Source organism: Stutzerimonas stutzeri, from assembly GCF_000935215.1.
Classification (GTDB): Bacteria; Pseudomonadota; Gammaproteobacteria; order Pseudomonadales; family Pseudomonadaceae; genus Stutzerimonas.
Genome location: NZ_JXXD01000075.1, coordinates 15,000 through 32,514 on the forward strand (window position 1 = coordinate 15,000; position 17,515 = coordinate 32,514).

The 17,515-nt window shown below is 64.9% G+C and carries 17 protein-coding genes; 11 read left to right on the plus strand and 6 right to left on the minus strand.

Annotated elements, in window-relative coordinates; translation table 11 throughout:
- The first annotated feature begins 37 nt into the window (after positions 1 to 37).
- Positions 38 to 2,608, plus strand: coding sequence for a hybrid sensor histidine kinase/response regulator (locus tag LO50_RS09220; RefSeq protein WP_044314790.1), 2,571 nt, complete (start codon positions 38 to 40; stop codon positions 2,606 to 2,608).
- 84 nt (positions 2,609 to 2,692) lie between these two features.
- Here the strand turns inward: LO50_RS09220 and rpoH are convergent, their stop codons facing one another.
- The 4 genes from rpoH to ftsY all read right to left on the minus strand — a co-directional run bounded on the left by rpoH (position 2,693) and on the right by ftsY (position 6,599).
- Positions 2,693 to 3,547: an RNA polymerase sigma factor RpoH gene (gene rpoH, locus LO50_RS09225; RefSeq protein ID WP_031298050.1), complete on the minus strand. Its 855-nt coding sequence runs from the start codon at positions 3,545 to 3,547 to the stop codon at positions 2,693 to 2,695.
- A gap of 111 nt (positions 3,548 to 3,658) precedes the next feature.
- Entirely contained in the window at positions 3,659 to 4,678 is a 1,020-nt protein-coding gene (ftsX, locus tag LO50_RS09230; RefSeq protein ID WP_042927078.1) for a permease-like cell division protein FtsX, read from the minus strand.
- Positions 4,675 to 5,346 carry a cell division ATP-binding protein FtsE gene (ftsE, locus tag LO50_RS09235; RefSeq protein WP_003297174.1) on the minus strand — a complete coding sequence of 224 codons (672 nt, stop codon included), beginning with the start codon at positions 5,344 to 5,346 and terminating at the stop codon, positions 4,675 to 4,677. The genes ftsX and ftsE overlap by 4 nt, the downstream gene beginning before the upstream one ends.
- On the minus strand, positions 5,343 to 6,599 hold the full coding sequence (ftsY, locus tag LO50_RS09240; protein ID WP_044314791.1) for a signal recognition particle-docking protein FtsY: 1,257 nt from the start codon (positions 6,597 to 6,599) through the stop codon (positions 5,343 to 5,345). The genes ftsE and ftsY overlap by 4 nt, the downstream gene beginning before the upstream one ends.
- Positions 6,600 to 6,828: 229 nt before the next feature.
- On the opposite strand from ftsY, the gene LO50_RS09245 reads away from it, so the two are divergent.
- Genes LO50_RS09245 through rsmD form a run of 3 tightly spaced genes read left to right on the plus strand, consistent with a single transcriptional unit; the run spans position 6,829 to position 10,320 of the window.
- A complete protein-coding gene (locus LO50_RS09245; RefSeq protein ID WP_044314792.1) occupies positions 6,829 to 8,181 on the plus strand; it encodes a M16 family metallopeptidase in 1,353 nt (450 codons plus the stop codon).
- A complete protein-coding gene (locus LO50_RS09250; RefSeq protein ID WP_044314793.1) occupies positions 8,174 to 9,706 on the plus strand; it encodes a M16 family metallopeptidase in 1,533 nt (510 codons plus the stop codon). Before LO50_RS09245 ends, LO50_RS09250 begins: the two co-directional genes overlap by 8 nt.
- Complete coding sequence (gene rsmD, locus LO50_RS09255; protein WP_044314794.1) at positions 9,706 to 10,320, plus strand: 16S rRNA (guanine(966)-N(2))-methyltransferase RsmD; 615 nt, start codon at positions 9,706 to 9,708, stop codon at positions 10,318 to 10,320. The genes LO50_RS09250 and rsmD overlap by 1 nt, the downstream gene beginning before the upstream one ends.
- An 11-nt stretch (positions 10,321 to 10,331) precedes the next feature.
- Here rsmD and LO50_RS09260 read toward each other — a convergent pair whose 3' ends face one another.
- Complete coding sequence (locus tag LO50_RS09260) at positions 10,332 to 10,736, minus strand: hypothetical protein (protein ID WP_014818722.1); 405 nt, start codon at positions 10,734 to 10,736, stop codon at positions 10,332 to 10,334.
- 172 nt (positions 10,737 to 10,908) lie between these two features.
- Here LO50_RS09260 and LO50_RS09265 point away from each other — a divergent pair, with 172 nt between their 5' ends.
- Complete coding sequence (locus tag LO50_RS09265) at positions 10,909 to 11,892, plus strand: hydrolase (RefSeq protein ID WP_044314795.1); 984 nt, start codon at positions 10,909 to 10,911, stop codon at positions 11,890 to 11,892.
- 13 nt (positions 11,893 to 11,905) lie between these two features.
- Here the strand turns inward: LO50_RS09265 and LO50_RS09270 are convergent, their stop codons facing one another.
- A complete protein-coding gene (locus tag LO50_RS09270) occupies positions 11,906 to 12,580 on the minus strand; it encodes a TetR/AcrR family transcriptional regulator (RefSeq protein ID WP_044314796.1) in 675 nt (224 codons plus the stop codon).
- Positions 12,581 to 12,710: 130 nt separating this feature from the next.
- Here LO50_RS09270 and LO50_RS09275 point away from each other — a divergent pair, with 130 nt between their 5' ends.
- From LO50_RS09275 to LO50_RS09300, 6 genes are all read left to right on the plus strand, one after another.
- Complete coding sequence (locus LO50_RS09275; protein WP_044314797.1) at positions 12,711 to 14,123, plus strand: coniferyl aldehyde dehydrogenase; 1,413 nt, start codon at positions 12,711 to 12,713, stop codon at positions 14,121 to 14,123.
- 15 nt (positions 14,124 to 14,138) lie between these two features.
- A complete protein-coding gene (locus tag LO50_RS09280; RefSeq protein WP_044314798.1) occupies positions 14,139 to 14,669 on the plus strand; it encodes a hypothetical protein in 531 nt (176 codons plus the stop codon).
- A 16-nt stretch (positions 14,670 to 14,685) separates the two neighbouring features.
- Positions 14,686 to 16,281: a GMC family oxidoreductase gene (locus tag LO50_RS09285; protein ID WP_044314799.1), complete on the plus strand. Its 1,596-nt coding sequence runs from the start codon at positions 14,686 to 14,688 to the stop codon at positions 16,279 to 16,281.
- Between the two features lie 105 nt (positions 16,282 to 16,386).
- The gene (coaD, locus tag LO50_RS09290; RefSeq protein ID WP_014818712.1) at positions 16,387 to 16,869 is read left to right on the plus strand and encodes a pantetheine-phosphate adenylyltransferase; all 483 of its coding nucleotides are present in this window, start codon (positions 16,387 to 16,389) and stop codon (positions 16,867 to 16,869) included.
- 107 nt (positions 16,870 to 16,976) lie between these two features.
- A complete protein-coding gene (locus LO50_RS09295) occupies positions 16,977 to 17,228 on the plus strand; it encodes a YfhL family 4Fe-4S dicluster ferredoxin (RefSeq protein ID WP_003303200.1) in 252 nt (83 codons plus the stop codon).
- Positions 17,228 to 17,515 (plus strand): gamma-glutamyltransferase (locus LO50_RS09300; protein ID WP_044314800.1); only part of this gene is annotated, 288 nt, incomplete at its 3' end. The genes LO50_RS09295 and LO50_RS09300, both read left to right, overlap by 1 nt.

The following is a 17,515-nucleotide window of genomic DNA, read 5'->3' on the forward strand; positions in this document are numbered from 1 at the left end:
TCCAATCGGTCAACCACCGCGTACCGCAGCGAAGACGATGAGCGATCCAGCGATAAACCACAATCAGCCTCACGGCCTGCGACAGCTGTTCAGCTGGCGAAACGGCGTTGCCTGGGGAATGCTGGCGTTCACCCTGCTGGTCCAACTGGTGGTCTGGCAGAGTCTGCGCACCAACGAGGATCGCGCTGCCCGGCAGCAGTTCCAGATGCTCGGCGAGAAGGTCACTGAAGCGATCCGCAAGCGGCTGCGGGACCATGAACAGATCCTGCTCGGCGGCGCCGGTCTGTTCGATGCCGTGGAGAGCGTCAGCCGCGAGCAGTGGCGCACGTACGTCGAGCGCTTGCTGCTACCAGACCGTTATCCTGGCATCCAGGGCGTCGGTTTCAGCCAGGCAATTCCGCAGGCCGAACGCGATGCGCATGTCGCACGCATGCGCGCACAGGGTTACCCGGATTACGACATTCATCCGCCAGGCCAGCGGGAGCTCTACACTTCGATCGTCTATCTTGAGCCGTTCCTCAGGCGCAATCTGGCCGCCTTCGGCTACGACATGTATTCCGAGCCGACTCGCCGTCGCGCCATGCAACGTGCCGCCCAGCTCGGCGAAACGAGCATTACCGGCAAGGTGACGCTGCTGCAGGAAACCCATGGCAAGGTGCAGGCCGGTGTGCTGCTCTATGTGCCGGTGTATCGACCGAGCGCGCCACTGACGACGCCGGAGCAGCGCATGCAGGCGCTGCGCGGCTTCGTCTATAGCCCTTATCGCGTCGAAGATCTGATGCGCGGCATTCTGCGTGCGGCCGATCTGCCGCTGGCGCTGCATATCTACGCCAGTCCCGGTGAAGAGCCGGAACACCTGCTGTACGCATCGAGCGAAGCCCTCGAGCCCGGCAGTGCCCGCTTCAGCCAGTTGCAGCAGCTGGAGCTGTACGGCCAGACCTGGACGCTGCGCATGGATAGCCGGCCCGAGTTCGACGAGCGTTTTCATTCCAACGAGGCACTGGTGTTCGGCCTGGGGCTCGGTCTGAGCCTGCTGGTTTTTTTCCTGACCTCGTCATTGGCGCTGCGCCATAGCCGAGCCCAGGCGCTGGCGAACGAGATGACCCGGCACATTCGCCAGAGCAGGCACGACCTGCGGCTGAGCGAAGAGCGCCTGTCGCTGGCGCTGAAAGGCAGCAACGACGGCCTGTGGGATCTCGATCTGGAAGCCGGCAGCATGTTCGCCTCGCCCCGCGCCTGGGAAATGCTCGGTTATCGTCCCAACGAGCTGACCTGCGACCTCAAACTGTGGGAGCGGTTGACGGTTGCCGAAGACCTAGCGCAGCAGAAGGCGCGCCTGGCCCAAACCATGCTTTCCAATGTCGACCACTTCACCACCGAATTACGCCTGCAACACAAGCATGGTCATGTCGTCCCGGTACTGCTGCGCGGCCATATCCAGCGTGACCCGCAAGGCATGGCCCAGCGCATCAGCGGCACGCTGATGGACCTCACCGAACGCAAGCGCGTCGAGCAGATGAAGAACGACTTCGTTTCCACCGTCAGCCACGAGCTGCGCACGCCACTGACCTCCATCAGCGGTGCGCTCGGACTGGTCGTCGGCGGCGCGCTCGGGGCAGCGCCTCCAGCCATGCAGCAGATGCTTGAGATCGCCTACCGCAATAGCCTGCGCCTGGGTCATCTGATCAACGACCTGCTGGACATGGAAAAGATTGCCGCCGGCAAGATGTCGTTCGAACTGCGCGAACATTCGCTTGGCGACCTGCTAGAGGAATCGCTGGCGAGCAACCAGGCCCTCTGCGAGCAGCATGGCGTGCGCTGTACACTCGAGCATCCGGCCGATGTGCTGGTCTGGGTGGACAGCCTGCGCCTGCAGCAGGTGCTTGGCAACTTCCTCTCAAACGCGGTCAAGTTCACCCCCGAGGGCGGAGAGATTCGCCTGCACAGCTCCCTGCGTGGGACCAAGGTTCGTATCAGCGTTACCGACCAGGGCCCCGGCATTCCCGAGGCGTTCCGCTCTCGCGTGTTCGAGAAGTTCGCCCAGGCCGATGCCTCCGACAGCCGGCAGAAGTCCGGTACCGGACTCGGACTTGCGATCACCAAGGAGCTGATCGAACGCATGGGCGGTACGGTCGGCTTCGACTGCGTACCCGGCCAGGGCACCACCTTCTGGTGCGAGCTGCCGATCCAGATACCGCCAGCCGAATCGGACTGCCGCGACGGCCAGCCGCGAATCCTGGTCGTCGAAGACGAGCCTGACACCGGCCGTCTGCTGCATATGATGCTGCGCGAGGGCGGCTACGGCGTGGAGCGCGTGCAAAGCCTGCATCAGGCCCGTGAAAAGCTCGCTGCCAGCCATTACGAGGCCATGACACTGGATCTGCACCTGCCCGACGGCAGCGGCATGCAGCTTATCGACGAATTGCGCGGTCAACCGGCGATGCAGGATCTGCCCATCGTCGTTATCTCCGCCGCGCACCAGTTCGAGCAGGCACAGTTCCCCGCAGGGATCGTCTGGCTGCACAAGCCGATCACCAACGCCCAGCTGCTGGTCGCGGTTGAACAGGCGCGAGACAACATCCGCCAGGCCAGAAGCAAGCCTCGATAGCCAGGCGGCATCCCGAGCGAACGGCAGGCAAAAAAAATCGCGGGAGCCAATGGCATCCCGCGATTCGTTTTCAGCTGACGAGTATCAGGCCTGAATCGAGCCCTTCAACTTGTTCATTGCATTCTTCTCCAGCTGACGAATGCGCTCGGCCGATACGTTGTACTTGGCCGCCAGGTCGTGCAGGGTCGCCTTGTCCTCGTTCAGCCAGCGTTGCTGGAGAATGTCCCGGCTGCGCTCGTCGAGCCCCTCGAGCGCCGTATGCAGGCTGGAAGTGGAACTGTCGCTCCAGTCGGCATCTTCCAGCTGGCGGGCCGGATCGTAGCGATGATCTTCCAGATAGTGCGCAGGCGACTGGTAGGCGCTGTCGTCGTCGGCATCGGCGGCCGGGTCGAAGGCCATGTCATGGCCGGTCAGGCGGCTTTCCATTTCGCGCACTTCGTGCGGCTCGACGCCCAGGCTATTGGCCACGGCGGTGACTTCATCGTTGTTCAGCCAGGCCAGACGCTTCTTCTGGCTGCGCAGATTGAAGAACAGTTTGCGCTGCGCCTTGGTGGTCGCGACCTTGACGATGCGCCAGTTACGCAGGATGAACTCGTGAATTTCGGCGCGAATCCAATGTACGGCGAAGGACACCAGCCGCACACCCATTTCCGGATTGAAACGCTTGACCGCCTTCATCAGGCCGACGTTGCCTTCCTGGATCAGGTCGGCCTGGGCCAGACCATAGCCGGAATAGCTGCGGGCGATGTGAACGACGAAACGCAGGTGCGCCAGCACCATCTGCCGAGCCGCTTCGAGATCCTGATGATAGAAGAGGCGCCCGGCCAGCTCGCGCTCCTGCTCGACGGTGAGCAGCGGGAGGCTGTTCACGGTCTGCACGTAGGCCTCGAGATTCGCTCCCGGGACTAGCGCTTGAACAGGTTGCAGGGTAGTTGTCATGCAGTACCTCCAATGACGAAGCTGCAGCAGTTTAGCATTGCCGCATGAGACTGCAAGCCTGTGGAAAAGTTCCCTGACACAACTGTCAAGTGATTGTTTTCAAATGAAATCTTATCGAGGAGCCAGCTCGCTCAGATGCCTTGCGACAGCCAGCCAGGCACCGATGTAGCCGAGCAGCACCGCACCGATCACCAGCGATAACGCATCACCGGCCGGAACGCCTCCCAGGCCGAAATCGCTGCCGTAGAGGCCCGCCAGATTCACCACGGCCTCGTTCAGCCAGCCCAGTCCATAGACCAGCAGCAGCCAGGCGATCAGGCCGGCGCCCAGACCGTAGAGGGCACCCATGTAGAGGAACGGACGGCGGACGTAACCATCGGTGCCGCCCACCAGCTTGACCACCTCGATCTCGGTGCGGCGGTTCTCGATGTGCAGGCGGATGGTGTTGCCAATCACCAGCAGCAACGTCGCCACCAGCAACAATGTCAGGCCGAAGACGAAGCGGTCGCCAAGCTTGAGAATGGCGGTCAGCCGCTCGACCCAGAGCAGATCCAGCTGAGCCAACTGCACGCCGGGCAGTTCGGCCAGCTGCTGACGCAGCGCTTCGAGCTTGTCCTTGTCCACCTCTTCGGGTGTCACGATGACCACCCCGGGCAGCGGATTCTCCGGCAACTCCTTGAGCGCTTCGCCAAGCCCGGACAGCTGCTGGAACTCGTCCAGCGCCTGCTCGCGGCTGACCCAGTCCGCCGCTGCCACGTCGGGCATGGCGGCAACCTCGTCACGCAGGCGCTCGCCAGCGTCGCCATCCACCTCAAGCTGCATGAACAGCGATATCTGCGCGGCACGCTGCCACGAGCCACCGAGCCGTTCGACGTTGTCCAGCAGCAGCGCCAGGCCCATGGGCAGACTCAACGCCACGGCCATCACCAGGCAGGTGAAGAAGCTGCCGATCGGCTGCTTGATCAGACGCCCGACGCTGTCGACCAAACTGGCGCGATGACTTTCCAGCCAGGCGTGGAACAGCGTCTTGAAGTCCGGCTCGTCGCCGCGCGGCTGCTCCGGCTTCTTCACCGAACCGCCGACGCGCTCGGCCGTGCTCGGGTTGGTCTTGGGATTGCGTTCGCTGCTCATCGGCTGGCCTCCCCGTCGCCGATCAGGCGACCACGTTGCAGGGTCAGCATGCGATGACGCATCCGCGCGATCAGCGCCAGATCGTGGCTGGCGATCAGCACGGTGGTACCCAGGCGATTGATGTCTTCGAACACGCCCATGATCTCCGCAGCGAGTCGCGGGTCGAGGTTGCCGGTCGGTTCATCGGCCAGAAGCAGAGCCGGCCGGTGCACCACGGCGCGGGCGATGCCGACACGCTGCTGCTGGCCGGTGGACAGGTCCGCCGGATACTGCAGCGCCTTGTCCTTGAGGCTGACGCGCTCCAGCGCAGTCATCACCCGCTGGCCGATCTCGCGCTTGTTGAGCCCGAGAATCTGCAACGGCAGGGCGACGTTATCGAACACCGTGCGATCGAACAGCAACTGGTGATTCTGGAACACCACGCCGATCTGCCGGCGCAGGAAAGGAATCTGCGCATTGGTGATGCGCGACAGGTCCTGCCCGGCCAGCAGCAGCTTGCCGCTGGTGGGACGCTCCATTGCCAGCAACAGGCGCAGCAGCGTGCTCTTGCCGGCGCCGGAATGACCGGTGACGAAGAGGAATTCGCCACGGCGCACCTGGAAGGAAAGCTCATGCAACCCGATGTGGCCGTTGGGGTAGCGTTTGCCGACCTGTTCGAAACGAATCATGCGCCGTCCCGCTGGGCGAAAAGCGCCTTGACGAAGGCATCGGCCTCGAACGTGCGGAGATCGTCGATGCCTTCGCCGACGCCTATGTAGCGGATCGGCGTGCCGAACTGCTTGGCCAGGGCGAAGATCACACCGCCCTTGGCGGTGCCGTCGAGTTTGGTCAGCACCAGACCGGTCAGCTCGACCGCCTGATTGAACTGTTTGGTCTGGTTGATGGCGTTCTGGCCGGTGCCGGCGTCGAGCACGAGCAGGACCTCGTGGGGAGCCGACTCGTCGAGCTTGCCCATCACCCGGCGGACCTTCTTCAGCTCCTCCATCAGGTTGTCCTTGGTGTGCAGCCGGCCAGCGGTGTCCGCGATCAGCACATCGATGCCCCGCGCCTTGGCCGCCTGCACCGCATCGAAGATCACCGAGGCGGAGTCGGCACCGGTGTGCTGTGCAATCACCGGAATGCTGTTGCGCTCGCCCCACACCTGCAATTGCTCCACCGCCGCGGCGCGGAAGGTGTCGCCAGCGGCGAGCATGACCTTCTTGCCTTCGAGCTGCAGCTTCTTGGCCAGCTTGCCGATGGTGGTGGTCTTGCCGACACCATTCACCCCGACCACGAGGATCACATACGGGCGCTTGCCACTGTCGACCACCAGCGGCTGCTCGACCGGCTTGAGCAGCCCAGAGAGTTCTTCCTGCAGCGCGGTATAGAGCGCGCCACTGTCGGCCAGCTCCTTGCGCGACACGCGGCGCGTGAGGTTCTGCATGATCGCCGTCGTCGCCTCGACACCAACGTCGGCGGTGAGCAGGCGGGTTTCCAGTTCATCGAGCAAGTCATCGTCGATGGCTTTCTTGCCGAGGAACAGGCTGGCCATGCCTTCGCCGATGCTCGAGCTGGTCTTGGTCAGCCCTTGCTTGAGGCGGGCGAAGAAGCCGAGCTTGGCCGGTGCTTCAGCGGGCGCTGCCGCGGCGACCGGCACCGGCGCTATTTCTGGCTCTGGCTCTGGCTCTGGCTCTGGCTCTGGCTCTGGCTCTGGGAGTATTTCGGCTTCGATGGGCGGTTCGGGCAATAGCCCGGAGGTGGCGATTGCCGGTTGCTCGCTCTCGGCCTCAGGCTGCTCGGCGTGCGGCAGGCTGTCTTCCTGCGGTTCGGCGGCAGGCTGCTCGGCCACCGGCTGCTGCGGTTTCTTGCGCAGCCAGCCGAACAGGCCTTTCTTTTCGCCGGGCTCGGCCGGTGTCTTCTTGTCGTCGTTGGAACCAAACATGGAGAAGGTATTCTCAAGGATGCGATACGCCGGCAGCCACGCTGCCGGCCAAACGGGCTCTATCCTAGCACCTCGCAAAGCGGGTGCGCTAAGCACGGGTTCCGGCATCAGGGCCGGTTCGGCTGCGGATATCCCGGCTTTGCCTGATTCGCACGCGCCAGTACCATGGCTGCCGTGTTGCCGCCCTGCCAGTCTGCCGTGGCGGACACCAACTGGACGAGTCCCGACTATGCCTCTGATGTTACGCCGCGCCGCCGCCCTGCTGCTCGGAGCGTTCTATCTGCCCCTGCTGGCAGCAGCAGACAATCAGCCCACCCACGAGTTCTTCCTCGACAACGGCCTGAAAGTGATCGTGCGCGAGGATCATCGTGCGCCGGTAGTGGTATCCCAGCTCTGGTACAAGGTTGGCTCCAGCTACGAGACGGCTGGCCAGACCGGCCTCTCCCACGCGCTGGAACACATGATGTTCAAGGGCAGCCGCAAGCTCGATGCCGGCGAAGCCTCGCGCATCCTGCGTGAGCTGGGCGCCGAGGAAAACGCCTTCACCAGCGACGACTACACCGCCTATTACCAGGTTCTGGCACGTGACCGCCTGGCCGTTGCGTTCGAGCTCGAAGCCGATCGCCTGGCCAGCCTCAAGCTGCCGCCAGACGAGTTCGCCCGCGAGATCGAAGTGATCAAGGAAGAGCGCCGCCTGCGCACCGATGACAAGCCGAGCTCGCTGGCCTACGAGCGCTTCAAGACCATCGCCTACCCCGCCAGCGGCTATCGCAACCCGACCATCGGCTGGATGGCCGACCTCAACCGCATGCAGGCCGACGAGCTGCGCGCCTGGTACGAGCAGTGGTACGCGCCGAACAACGCTACCCTGGTGGTGGTCGGCGACGTGACCGCCGATGAGGTCCGCGGACTGGCCGGGCGCTTCTTCGGCGACATCGAGAAACGCGAAGTGCCAGCAGCCAAGCGGCCACTGGAACTGGCCGAGCCGGGCGAGCGGCGCCTCAAGCTGCACGTGAAGACCCAGCTGCCGACGCTGCTCATGGCCTTCAACGCACCGAGCCTGGCGACCGAGGAGAACGCCCGCCAGGTGCACGCGCTGCGGTTGATTTCCGCCCTGCTCGACGGCGGCTACAGCGCGCGCCTGCCGGAGCGGCTGGAGCGCGGTGAAGAACTGGTGACCAGCGCTTCGGCCTGGTACGACGCCTATGCCCGCGGCGACAGCCTGTTCGTCCTCAGCGCCGCGCCGAACATGCAGAAGGGCCGCACGCTGGAAGAAGTCGAAGCCGGCCTGTGGCAGGAACTCGATGCGCTCAAGCAGGCACCCCCCTCGGCGGATGAACTCGAGCGCGTGCGTGCGCAGGTCATCGCCGGCCTGGTCTACGAGCGCGATTCCATCACCCAGCAGGCCACCACCATCGGCAAGCTGGAAACCGTCGGCCTGTCCTGGCGCCTGATGGACGACGAGCTGAGCGCGCTGGAAGCGGTCACGCCCGAGGACATCCAGCAGGCCGCCAGCATCTATTTCACCCGCTCCCGCCTGAGCGTCGCCCATGTTCTGCCCGAGGAAGCCCGTGATGAGTGATTGCAAAGCGCTGCGCAACGGCCTGTTCGGCCTGTTACTGGCAGCCAGCCTCGGCCTGGCGGGCTGCGATGAAGGCTCCACCGCTCTGCCACAACCTGGCGAGCCGGTGAAGCAGGATGTCGCCCGCGAGGCGACCCAGCCTGCCGTGCCGACCGCAACGCCGGAAAAACCTCGTCTGGAGTCGCTCGCCGAGCTAGGCGATCAACCCCTGGCCCGGCGCAAGCTGGACATCCAGAGCTGGCAGACCGCCGAAGGCGCCAAGGTACTGTTCGTCGAAGCCCGCGAACTGCCGATGTTCGACCTGCGCCTGACCTTCTCCGCTGGCAGCAGCCAGGACGGCGACGTACCCGGCCTGGCACTGCTGACCAACGCCATGCTCAACGAGGGTGTCGAGGGCAAGGACGTCGGCGCCATCGCCCGCGGCTTCGAAGGCCTAGGTGCGGACTTCGGCAACGGTTCCTACCGCGACATGGCAGTGGTCAGCCTGCGCAGCCTGAGCGCGCCGGACAAGCGCGAGCCGGCCCTGGCGCTGTTCAACCAAGTCATCGGTCAGCCGATCTTTCCGGAGGACTCGCTGCAACGGATCAAGAATCAGCTGCTGGCCGGCTTCGAATTCCAGAAGCAGAACCCCGGCAAGCTCGCCAGCCTCGAGCTGTTCGAGCAGCTCTATGGCGATCACCCCTACGCCCACCCCAGCGAAGGTACCCCCGAGTCGGTGCCGGCGATCAGCGTCGCGCAGCTGCGCGACTTCCACGCCCGCGCCTATGCGGCAGGCAACGCGGTGATCGCGCTGGTCGGCGACCTCTCCCGCGAAGAGGCCGAAGCCCTGGCCGCCGGCGTCTCGGCCGCCCTGCCGGAAGGCCCGGCGCTGCCAACGACGCCGAAACCCGAGGCTCCGGTTGCCGGCAAGCACCACATCGACTTCCCCTCCAAACAGAGCCATCTGATGCTGGCCCAGCTCGGCATTCCGCGCGGTCACCCCGATTACGCGGCGCTCTATCTGGGCAACCAGATTCTCGGGGGCGGCGGCTTCGGCACGCGGCTGATGGAAGAAGTGCGCGAAAAGCGCGGCCTGACCTACGGCATCTATTCCGGCTTCAGCCCGATGCGTGCCGAAGGGCCGTTCATGATCAGCATGCAGACCCGCGCCGAACTCACCGATGGCGCATTGGATCTGGTGCAGCAGCTGGTCCGCGACTATCTCGCCGAAGGGCCGACCGAGGCCGAGCTGGAGCGCAGCAAGCGCGAGATCGCCGGCAGTTTCCCGCTGTCTACCGCAAGCAATGCCGACATCGTCGGTCAGTTGGGCAGCATCGGCTTCTACGACCTGCCGCTGACCTACCTGGAGGATTTCATGGGCGAGGTGCAGGCGCTGACAGTCGAACAGGTCAAGACGGCGATGAACAAGCATCTGCAGCAAGACGCCTTCGTCATCGTCACCGCCGGCCCCAGCGTCGAGCAGCAACCGCTGCCGCCGCCTACCGATAAACCAGTCGAACAGCCCAGCGGCGTTCCGGAGCACTGATGGCCAATCCACCCATTCGCCCCAACGCCCACGGCGGCCAGGGCCAGTTGCGCATCATTGGCGGCGAGTGGCGCTCGCGCCGCTTCAGCTTCCCCGATGCCGAAGGCCTGCGCCCCACGCCGGACCGGGTGCGCGAAACCCTGTTCAACTGGCTGGCACCCTACCTATCCGGCGCGCGGGTGCTCGATCCTTTCACCGGCAGCGGCGCGATCTATCTGGAAGCCCTGTCGCGCGGCGCCAGCATGGCCCTGGCGCTGGACGTGAACGCCAACGCCATCGCCAGCCTGCGCAAGCATCTGGACACGCTGAACTGCGGCCACGGCCAGCTACTGCAGAGCGATGCCCTGCGCTATCTGGAAACCCAGACGCCGACCGCCTTCGACCTGGTATTCCTCGACCCGCCGTTCAACAAGAATCTGCTGCAACCGGCCTGCGAGCTGCTGGAGACAAAGGGTTGGCTGGCCGAGCACGCCTGGGTCTACACCGAAAGCGAGGCACTGCCGTCCAGCCTCGGCCTGCCGGGGAACTGGCGACTGCATCGGGAGAAGCAGGCCGGCAAGGTGCACTACGCGCTGTGGGAGCGCAGCGCACCGTCCGACGCCACGGCGAGCTGAGACCGAAGGTATCAGTAGAAGTCGACGGTCTGGCCGTTGCAATCAAAGGCCAGAAAGCGGCCGATATTGCCGGTCTCGATGGCGCTGACCATCATCTTCAGTGGCTGCTCGGCCTCGTCGGCGTTCGGCGTGATACCGGCCTGGCCGGGCAGCGCCGCGGCGAACAGCAGATCCCAGGCCACGCCCGTGCGCTCGGACTCTTCACGCAGCGCGGCGAAGTCGCTCAGTTCCTCGGGCAGCTTGTCGACGCAGAGCACCGGTTTCAGCGAGCCGCCAGCATTTTCCTCGAAGCGCTGGCGCTCGGCCTCGGTGGCGTCCTCGGGCAGTTCGGCGCTGACGAAGACGAACAGCAGGCGCTGGGGTTCGCGCTCATGGCGCGCGGCAGCCAGCAGTTGATCGAAGGGGGTAAGCGTCATGGGCAGGGTTCCGGATAAGACTATCGCGTCACTCTCCACCCCTTAGGCGGCGCTGACCATATCCCCAAAGACATAAGTCGCCAGGCGGCCAGCATCATTCAACGCCTGCATCGTGCTTTTCTTCCCGCCGCCGAGGCTCTAACGTCGGAGCAAACGAGGAACCCGAGCAACCGTGTCCGAATCCTTCCAACCCGCCTGGTGGCTTCCCGGGCCGCATCTGCAGACCCTGTGGAACGCATTCTTTCGCAAGGCGCCGCGCCTCGAACGCCGGCGTGAGCGACTGTGGCTGGCCGATGGCGATTTCATAGACCTGGACTGGCACGGCCCGCATGAAGCAACAGCGCCGCTGGTCCTGGTGCTACACGGGCTGACCGGCTCGTCGAATTCGCTTTACGTGCTCGGTCTGCAGCAACAACTGAGCGCGCAAGGCTGGGCGAGCGCCGCGATCAACTGGCGCGGCTGCTCGGGCGAACCGAACCTGCTCCCGCGCGCCTATCATTCCGGCGCCAGCGATGATCTCGCCGAAGTGATCGGGCATCTGCAGGCCTGCCGGCCCATGGCGCCGCTGCATGCGGTCGGCTACTCGCTGGGTGGCAACGTACTGCTCAAGTACATGGGCGAAATGGCAGCCAGTTGTCCGCTGCGCAAGGCCGTGGCGGTGTCCGTGCCGTTCCGCCTGGACCAATGTGCCGATCGCATCGGCCTCGGCTTCTCACGCGTCTACCAGGCGCATTTCATGAAGGCGATGGTCGCCTACGTGAGGGACAAACAGCAGCGCTTCCAGCGCGAGGGGCTGCTGAACCACCTAGGTGCCCTGCAGAGCCTCGGACCACTGCACGGCATGCGTACCTTCTGGGATTTCGACGGCCGCTTCACCGCGCCGCTGCACGGCTACAGCGACGCCCAGGACTATTACCGCCGTGCCTCCAGCCGCTACTACCTGCCGACGATCACGACGCCAACCCTGCTGATCCAGGCCGAGGATGATCCCTTCGTGTTCCGCCACAGCGTGCCGGAACCGGCCGAGCTATCCGTCACCACCGCCCTCGAGCTGCACGCCAACGGTGGCCACGTCGGTTTTGTCGAAGGCACGCCGCGTAGGCCGCGCTACTACCTGGAGCGGCGTATTCCGCAGTGGTTGGCACAAACGCCGTGAGCCCTCACCTGCTCTAGACGCCTCGCGAGTCCGGCAGGGGATCCAGTTCGACGAAGTACTGCTGCTGCAGCGCCGCCACGGCTTCGCGGGCACCCGGAGCAACGAAGCCACTTTCCAGGGCCAGCACCTGATAGATGCCCCGACGCAGCTGTAGTTGATCCAGGCTTCCGGCTCCCGCGCCAACCGTGCCGAGGAAACGCACCCAGGAGGTAAGGACGATCCAGGCATTCAGCGCCAAGGCCTCGGCCTGGAGCGGATCCATCAGCAGAATGCCGGCATCGACGAACCCCTGATAGATCGCCCGGGCATGCCGCAGGCAACGGCCGGCGAACGCCTGGTAGCGCTGGGCGAGCTGCGGATTGGCATCCAGCAGGCCTTCCAGATCACGATGGAGAAATCGGTAATCCCACATCGCGCCCAGCAGAGCCTCTAGGTAAAGCGCCTTGTCCTGGACCTGCATTTCCCGCTCCGGCGGCAAGCGCAGGAACTGGTCGACACGCGATTCGTACTGCCCGAACAGCTCTGCGACGATCGCCTGCTTGTTGGGGAAGTGGTAGTACAGATTGCCCGGCGAGATGCCGAGATGGGCGGCGATGTGGTTGGTCGTAACGTTCCGCTCGCCCTGGGCGTTGAACAGCCCCAGGCTGGCTTCGATGATGCGGTCACGGGTCTTGGTGCGGGATGCCATGAGGCGGCGAGTTCTCGGCGGCGAAGCGAAGGAAGCAACGGTACACGCCAGCAGGCGGGTAAGCACGTCTCGTTGACAGTTTAGAGTAATTACTCTAGAAATCCTCCGACACATCGCATCAGGAGCCCGCATGTCAGCCGAAATCCCGCAAGCGCTGGTCGCCATGGAGGCCCTGTTCGCCCGCCAGCGCTCGGCCTTCACCGCCGCACCGATGCCCTCGGAAGAGGATCGCCTGCGTTGGCTCGACGCCCTGCGCGATGTGCTGGCCGGCCATCAACCGGCGCTGATCGAGGCAATCGCTGCGGATTTCGGGCATCGTTCGGCCGACGAAACCCTGCTGGCGGAAATCATGCCCAGCCTGCACGGCATCCGTTACGCCAGCCGTCACCTGCGGCGCTGGATGAAACCCTCGCGCCGGCATGTCGGCCTCGCCTTCCAGCCGGCCAGCGCACGGGTGGTCTACCAGCCGCTGGGCGTGGTCGGCATCATCGTGCCGTGGAACTATCCGCTCTATCTGGCCATCGGGCCGCTGATCGGCGCGCTCGCCGCCGGCAATCGCGTGATGCTGAAAATGAGCGAGTCGACGCCTGCCACCGGGCAGCTGCTCAAGGAGCTGCTGGCGCAGATATTCCCTGAAGATCAGGTAGCGGTGGTGCTCGGCGATGTAGAGGTCGGGCAGGCCTTCGCCCGGCTGCCGTTCGATCATCTGCTGTTCACCGGTTCGACGCACATCGGCCGCGAGGTGATGCGCGCGGCAGCGGAGAACCTGACACCGGTGACCCTGGAACTCGGTGGCAAGTCGCCAGCGATCGTCTCGGCCAGCGTCCCGTTGGCCGATGCCGCCGAGCGCATCGCCTTCGGCAAGTGCATGAACGCCGGGCAGACCTGCGTCGCGCCGGACTATGTGCTGGTGCCGCGCGAGCGTGTCGAGGGCTTCATCGGTGCCTACCGTGAGGCGGTACAGCGTCTGTATCCGAGCCTTGCGAACAATCCCGACTACACCGCGATCATCAATGCGCGTCAGCTGACGCGACTGCAGGACTACCTCGACGATGCGCAGGCCAAGGGCGCGCATGTCGTGCCGCTGTTCGCCGAGGCGCAGCAACGGCGCATGCCGCACTGCCTGCTGCTGAACACCACCGACGACATGCGCGTGATGCAGGAGGAAATCTTCGGCCCGCTGTTGCCGATTGTGCCCTACGACGATCTCGAACAGGCGCTGGCCTACGTCAACACGCGCCCACGCCCGCTGGCGCTGTACTACTTCGGCTACGACCGCAGCGAGCAGCAGCGCATGCTGCAAACCACCCACTCCGGCGGCGTGTGCCTGAATGACACCCTGCTGCACGTCGCCCAGGACGATCTGCCGTTTGGTGGCGTCGGCCCGTCCGGCATGGGGCACTACCACGGCCATGAGGGATTTCTCACCTTCAGCAAGGCCAAGGGTGTGTTCATCAAACAGCGCTTCAACGCCGCCCGACTGATCTATCCGCCCTATGGCAGGTGGTGGCAGAAGCTGATCTATGCGCTGTTCATCCGCTGATGCGTGGCTGAAGCAATGCACGACCTGTCTCTCAATCGCCGCGGCCTGCTCAAGGTCGGGCTACTCGGCGGCGCGCTCCTCGCCGGCGGCGGCTTGCTCAGCCGGACCCTCAGCGCCTCGGCGGATGGCGCGGCGAGCGGCTTCTTCGTGCTGCGTGACAGCGATCTGCCCATGCTGCGCCGACTAACGCCGTTGCTGCTGGAAGGCTCGACGGCGCCCAGTGACATGCCGCAGGCCGTGCAGACCACCCTCGTCAGCCTTGACCTGGGCCTGCACCACTTGTCGCCCGCGCTGCTAAGCCAGGTACGCCAGCTGTTCGACGTACTCAGCCTGCCACTGACCCGCGGGCCGCTGACCGGTATCTGGAGCGGCTGGGAGGTAGCCTCCGATGATCAAATACGCGCGTTCCTTCAGCGCTGGCAAAACAGCTCGCTCGCCCTGCTGCGTCAGGGTCATGCCTCGCTGCTGCAGATGATCCTCATGGCCTGGTACGCCAGCCCCGCCGCCTGGGCGCACTGCGGTTATCCCGGACCGCCGAAGGTCTGACTGATAGGAGGCATCCGTGCCCGTTCCCGACTTGTTTGCTGCAGGCCTTGCCCGTGGCTGGACCACATACGACGGCTCACGACTGGAGGACGATCTGACCCTGGAAGCCGACATCGCCATCGTCGGCAGCGGCGCAGGCGGCGCCACAAGTGCGGAAGTGCTGAGTACCGCGGGCTTCAAGGTGCTGCTGATCGAAGAAGGCCCGCTGCACACCAGCAGCGACTTCGACATGCAGGAAGCCCGCGCCTACCGCTCGCTCTATCAGGAAGCCATCGGCCGCACGAGCAAGGACGGCGCCATCACCATCCTGCAGGGCCGTGCGGTCGGCGGCACCACGCTGGTGAACTGGACCTCGAGCTTTCGCACACCGCCGCAAACATTGCAGCACTGGGCCAGCGAGCATGGCGTCAGCGGGCTGTCGGTCGAGGCGCTGCAACCCTGGTTCGAACGCATCGAACAGCGCCTCGACATCGCGCCCTGGGCCGTGCCGCCGAATGCCAACAACGCGGTGTTGCAGCGCGGCTGCGAAAGCCTCGGCCAGCACTGGGCGGTGATCCCGCGCAACGTGCGTGGCTGCTGGAACCTAGGCTATTGCGGCATGGGCTGCCCGACCAACGCCAAGCAGTCGATGCTGGTCACCAGCATTCCGGCGCTGCTGGATAAGGGCGGCGCACTGCTCTACCTCGCGCGCGCCGAACGCCTGTTGATGCAGGGCGAGCGGGTCGTCGGCATGGACTGTCTGGGCATGGACGACCGCTGCGTGGAACCGAACGGGCGGCGCATCCGCGTCGTCGCCAGGCACTACATTCTCGCCGGCGGCGGCATCAACACGCCGGCGCTGCTGCTGCGCTCGCAGGCGCCCGACCCGCATCAGCGCGTCGGCAAGCGCACCTTCCTGCATCTGACCAACTTCTCCGCGGCGCAATTCGACGAGCGCATCGACGCCTTCAGCGGCGCGCCACAATCGATCTATTCCGACCACTTCCAGTGGCGCGACGGGATTGCCGGGCCGGCGGGCTACAAGCTCGAAGTACCGCCCATCCATCCCGCGCTCGCGGCCACCCTGCTCGGCGACTTCAGCCCGCAGAATGCGCAGCGCATGGCCGAGCTGCCGCATACTCACGCGATGATCGCCCTGCAGCGCGACGGCTTTCATCAGGACAGCGCCGAGGGCACGGTCGAGCTGCGCAGCGACGGCAGCCCGGCGCTCGACTACCGCATGACCGACTATGCCTGGAACGGTATCCGCCGCGCCTTTCTGAGCATGGCCGAGACCCAGTTCGCCGCCGGTGCGCGCGCCGTGCTGCCCCTGCATGCCGACGCCCATTACGTGCGCACGCCCCGCGCCGCCCGGGAGCTGATCGAGGGTCTGGACCTTGCGCTGTATCGCACCCGTCTTGGCAGCGCCCACGTCATGGGCGGTTGCGCCATGGGTGATGACCCACGCCAGGCCGTCACCGACAGCCTCGGCCGGCACCATCAGCTGGCCAACCTGTCGATACACGACGGCTCACTGTTCCCCACCAGCATCGGCGCCAATCCCCAGCTGTCGATCTATGCGCTGTGCGCCAAACTCGCCACGGAACTGGGTGATCGCCTGCAGAAGTCCTGAGATTGACTGTCATTCACGACAGATCGCGGCATGGCATTCAGGCTTTACGCTGTCGACACCGAGCCGCTACCATCCACACCCCCACGCATGCGTCAGGACGCCGCGATGAATCGAGTGTTGTATCCGGGAACCTTCGATCCCATCACCATGGGCCACGCCGATCTGGTGGAACGCGCTTCGCGCCTGTTCGACGAGGTCATCATCGCCGTGGCGGCCAACCCCAAGAAGAACCCGCTGTTCCCGCTCGAGCAACGTGTGGCGCTGGCTCAAGAAGTCACCAAGCACCTGCCGAACGTGAAGGTCATGGGTTTCTCCACGCTGCTGGCGCACTTCGTCAAGGAGCAGCAGGCCAATATCCTGCTGCGCGGCCTGCGTGCGGTGTCGGACTTCGAGTACGAGTTCCAGCTGGCCAACATGAACCGCCAGCTGGCGCCCGATGTGGAAAGCCTGTTCCTCACGCCGTCGGAAAAGTACTCCTATATTTCCTCGACGCTGGTTCGGGAGATTGCCTCGCTCAAGGGTGACGTATCCAAATTCGTCCACCCGGCGGTGATGAGCGCGTTGCACGAGCGCTTCGGCCAGAACTGACGATGCCCGCCGGGCCGCGTCGAGTGCACGCTGGCCGGCGATGCGGCACAATTGCCCGGTCGTAATATTGCTGTGCCGTGGTTCGAGCCACGGCAGGAGTTCGCTGGATGTCCCTGAAAATCACCGATGACTGCATCAACTGCGATGTGTGCGAGCCAGAGTGCCCGAACAGCGCCATTTCCCAGGGCGAGGAAATCTACGTCATCGACCCCAACCTCTGCACCGAATGCGTCGGCCACTACGACGAGCCACAGTGCCAGCAGGTCTGCCCGGTGGACTGCATCCCGCTCGACGAGAACAACGTCGAGAGCAAGGACGAACTGATGCAGAAGTACCTGATCATCACCGGCAAGGCGTGATGCTCTCGCGGCGACCGACCCGAAGGACCCGCCTGCTCAGGGGCCTCCAGGGTTGTCTCGCCGCCCTCCTGCTGCTGGCCTGCGCGGCCCAGGGCAACCCTCTTGCAAACGGCGCCGTCGCCACGGCCCATCCGCTGGCCAGTGAAGTTGGCCGACGCATTCTCGAAGCCGGCGGCAACGCCTTCGATGCCACCGTTGCAGTCAGCGCCGCCCTGGCGGTGGTCGAGCCATACGGCTCCGGACTTGGCGGCGGCGGCTTCTTTCTGCTGCGCGAAGCCGGCGAATCC

What these genes read in the sequence shown, in the direction of transcription:
- ftsE (WP_003297174.1), bottom strand. Translation starts at nt 5,346, where the DNA reads ATGATTCGTTTCGAACAGGTCGGCAAACGCTACCCCAACGGCCACATC.
- LO50_RS09270 (WP_044314796.1), bottom strand. Translation starts at nt 12,580, where the DNA reads ATGGCATCCCGCACCAAGACCCGTGACCGCATCATCGAAGCCAGCCTG.
- LO50_RS09295 (WP_003303200.1), top strand. Translation starts at nt 16,977, where the DNA reads ATGTCCCTGAAAATCACCGATGACTGCATCAACTGCGATGTGTGCGAG.
- LO50_RS09245 (WP_044314792.1), top strand. Translation starts at nt 6,829, where the DNA reads ATGCCTCTGATGTTACGCCGCGCCGCCGCCCTGCTGCTCGGAGCGTTC.
- ftsY (WP_044314791.1), bottom strand. Translation starts at nt 6,599, where the DNA reads ATGTTTGGTTCCAACGACGACAAGAAGACACCGGCCGAGCCCGGCGAA.
- LO50_RS09220 (WP_044314790.1), top strand. Translation starts at nt 38, where the DNA reads ATGAGCGATCCAGCGATAAACCACAATCAGCCTCACGGCCTGCGACAG.
- LO50_RS09260 (WP_014818722.1), bottom strand. Translation starts at nt 10,736, where the DNA reads ATGACGCTTACCCCCTTCGATCAACTGCTGGCTGCCGCGCGCCATGAG.
- coaD (WP_014818712.1), top strand. Translation starts at nt 16,387, where the DNA reads ATGAATCGAGTGTTGTATCCGGGAACCTTCGATCCCATCACCATGGGC.
- rsmD (WP_044314794.1), top strand. Translation starts at nt 9,706, where the DNA reads ATGGCCAATCCACCCATTCGCCCCAACGCCCACGGCGGCCAGGGCCAG.
- LO50_RS09250 (WP_044314793.1), top strand. Translation starts at nt 8,174, where the DNA reads ATGAGTGATTGCAAAGCGCTGCGCAACGGCCTGTTCGGCCTGTTACTG.
- LO50_RS09275 (WP_044314797.1), top strand. Translation starts at nt 12,711, where the DNA reads ATGTCAGCCGAAATCCCGCAAGCGCTGGTCGCCATGGAGGCCCTGTTC.
- rpoH (WP_031298050.1), bottom strand. Translation starts at nt 3,547, where the DNA reads ATGACAACTACCCTGCAACCTGTTCAAGCGCTAGTCCCGGGAGCGAAT.
- LO50_RS09280 (WP_044314798.1), top strand. Translation starts at nt 14,139, where the DNA reads ATGCACGACCTGTCTCTCAATCGCCGCGGCCTGCTCAAGGTCGGGCTA.
- ftsX (WP_042927078.1), bottom strand. Translation starts at nt 4,678, where the DNA reads ATGAGCAGCGAACGCAATCCCAAGACCAACCCGAGCACGGCCGAGCGC.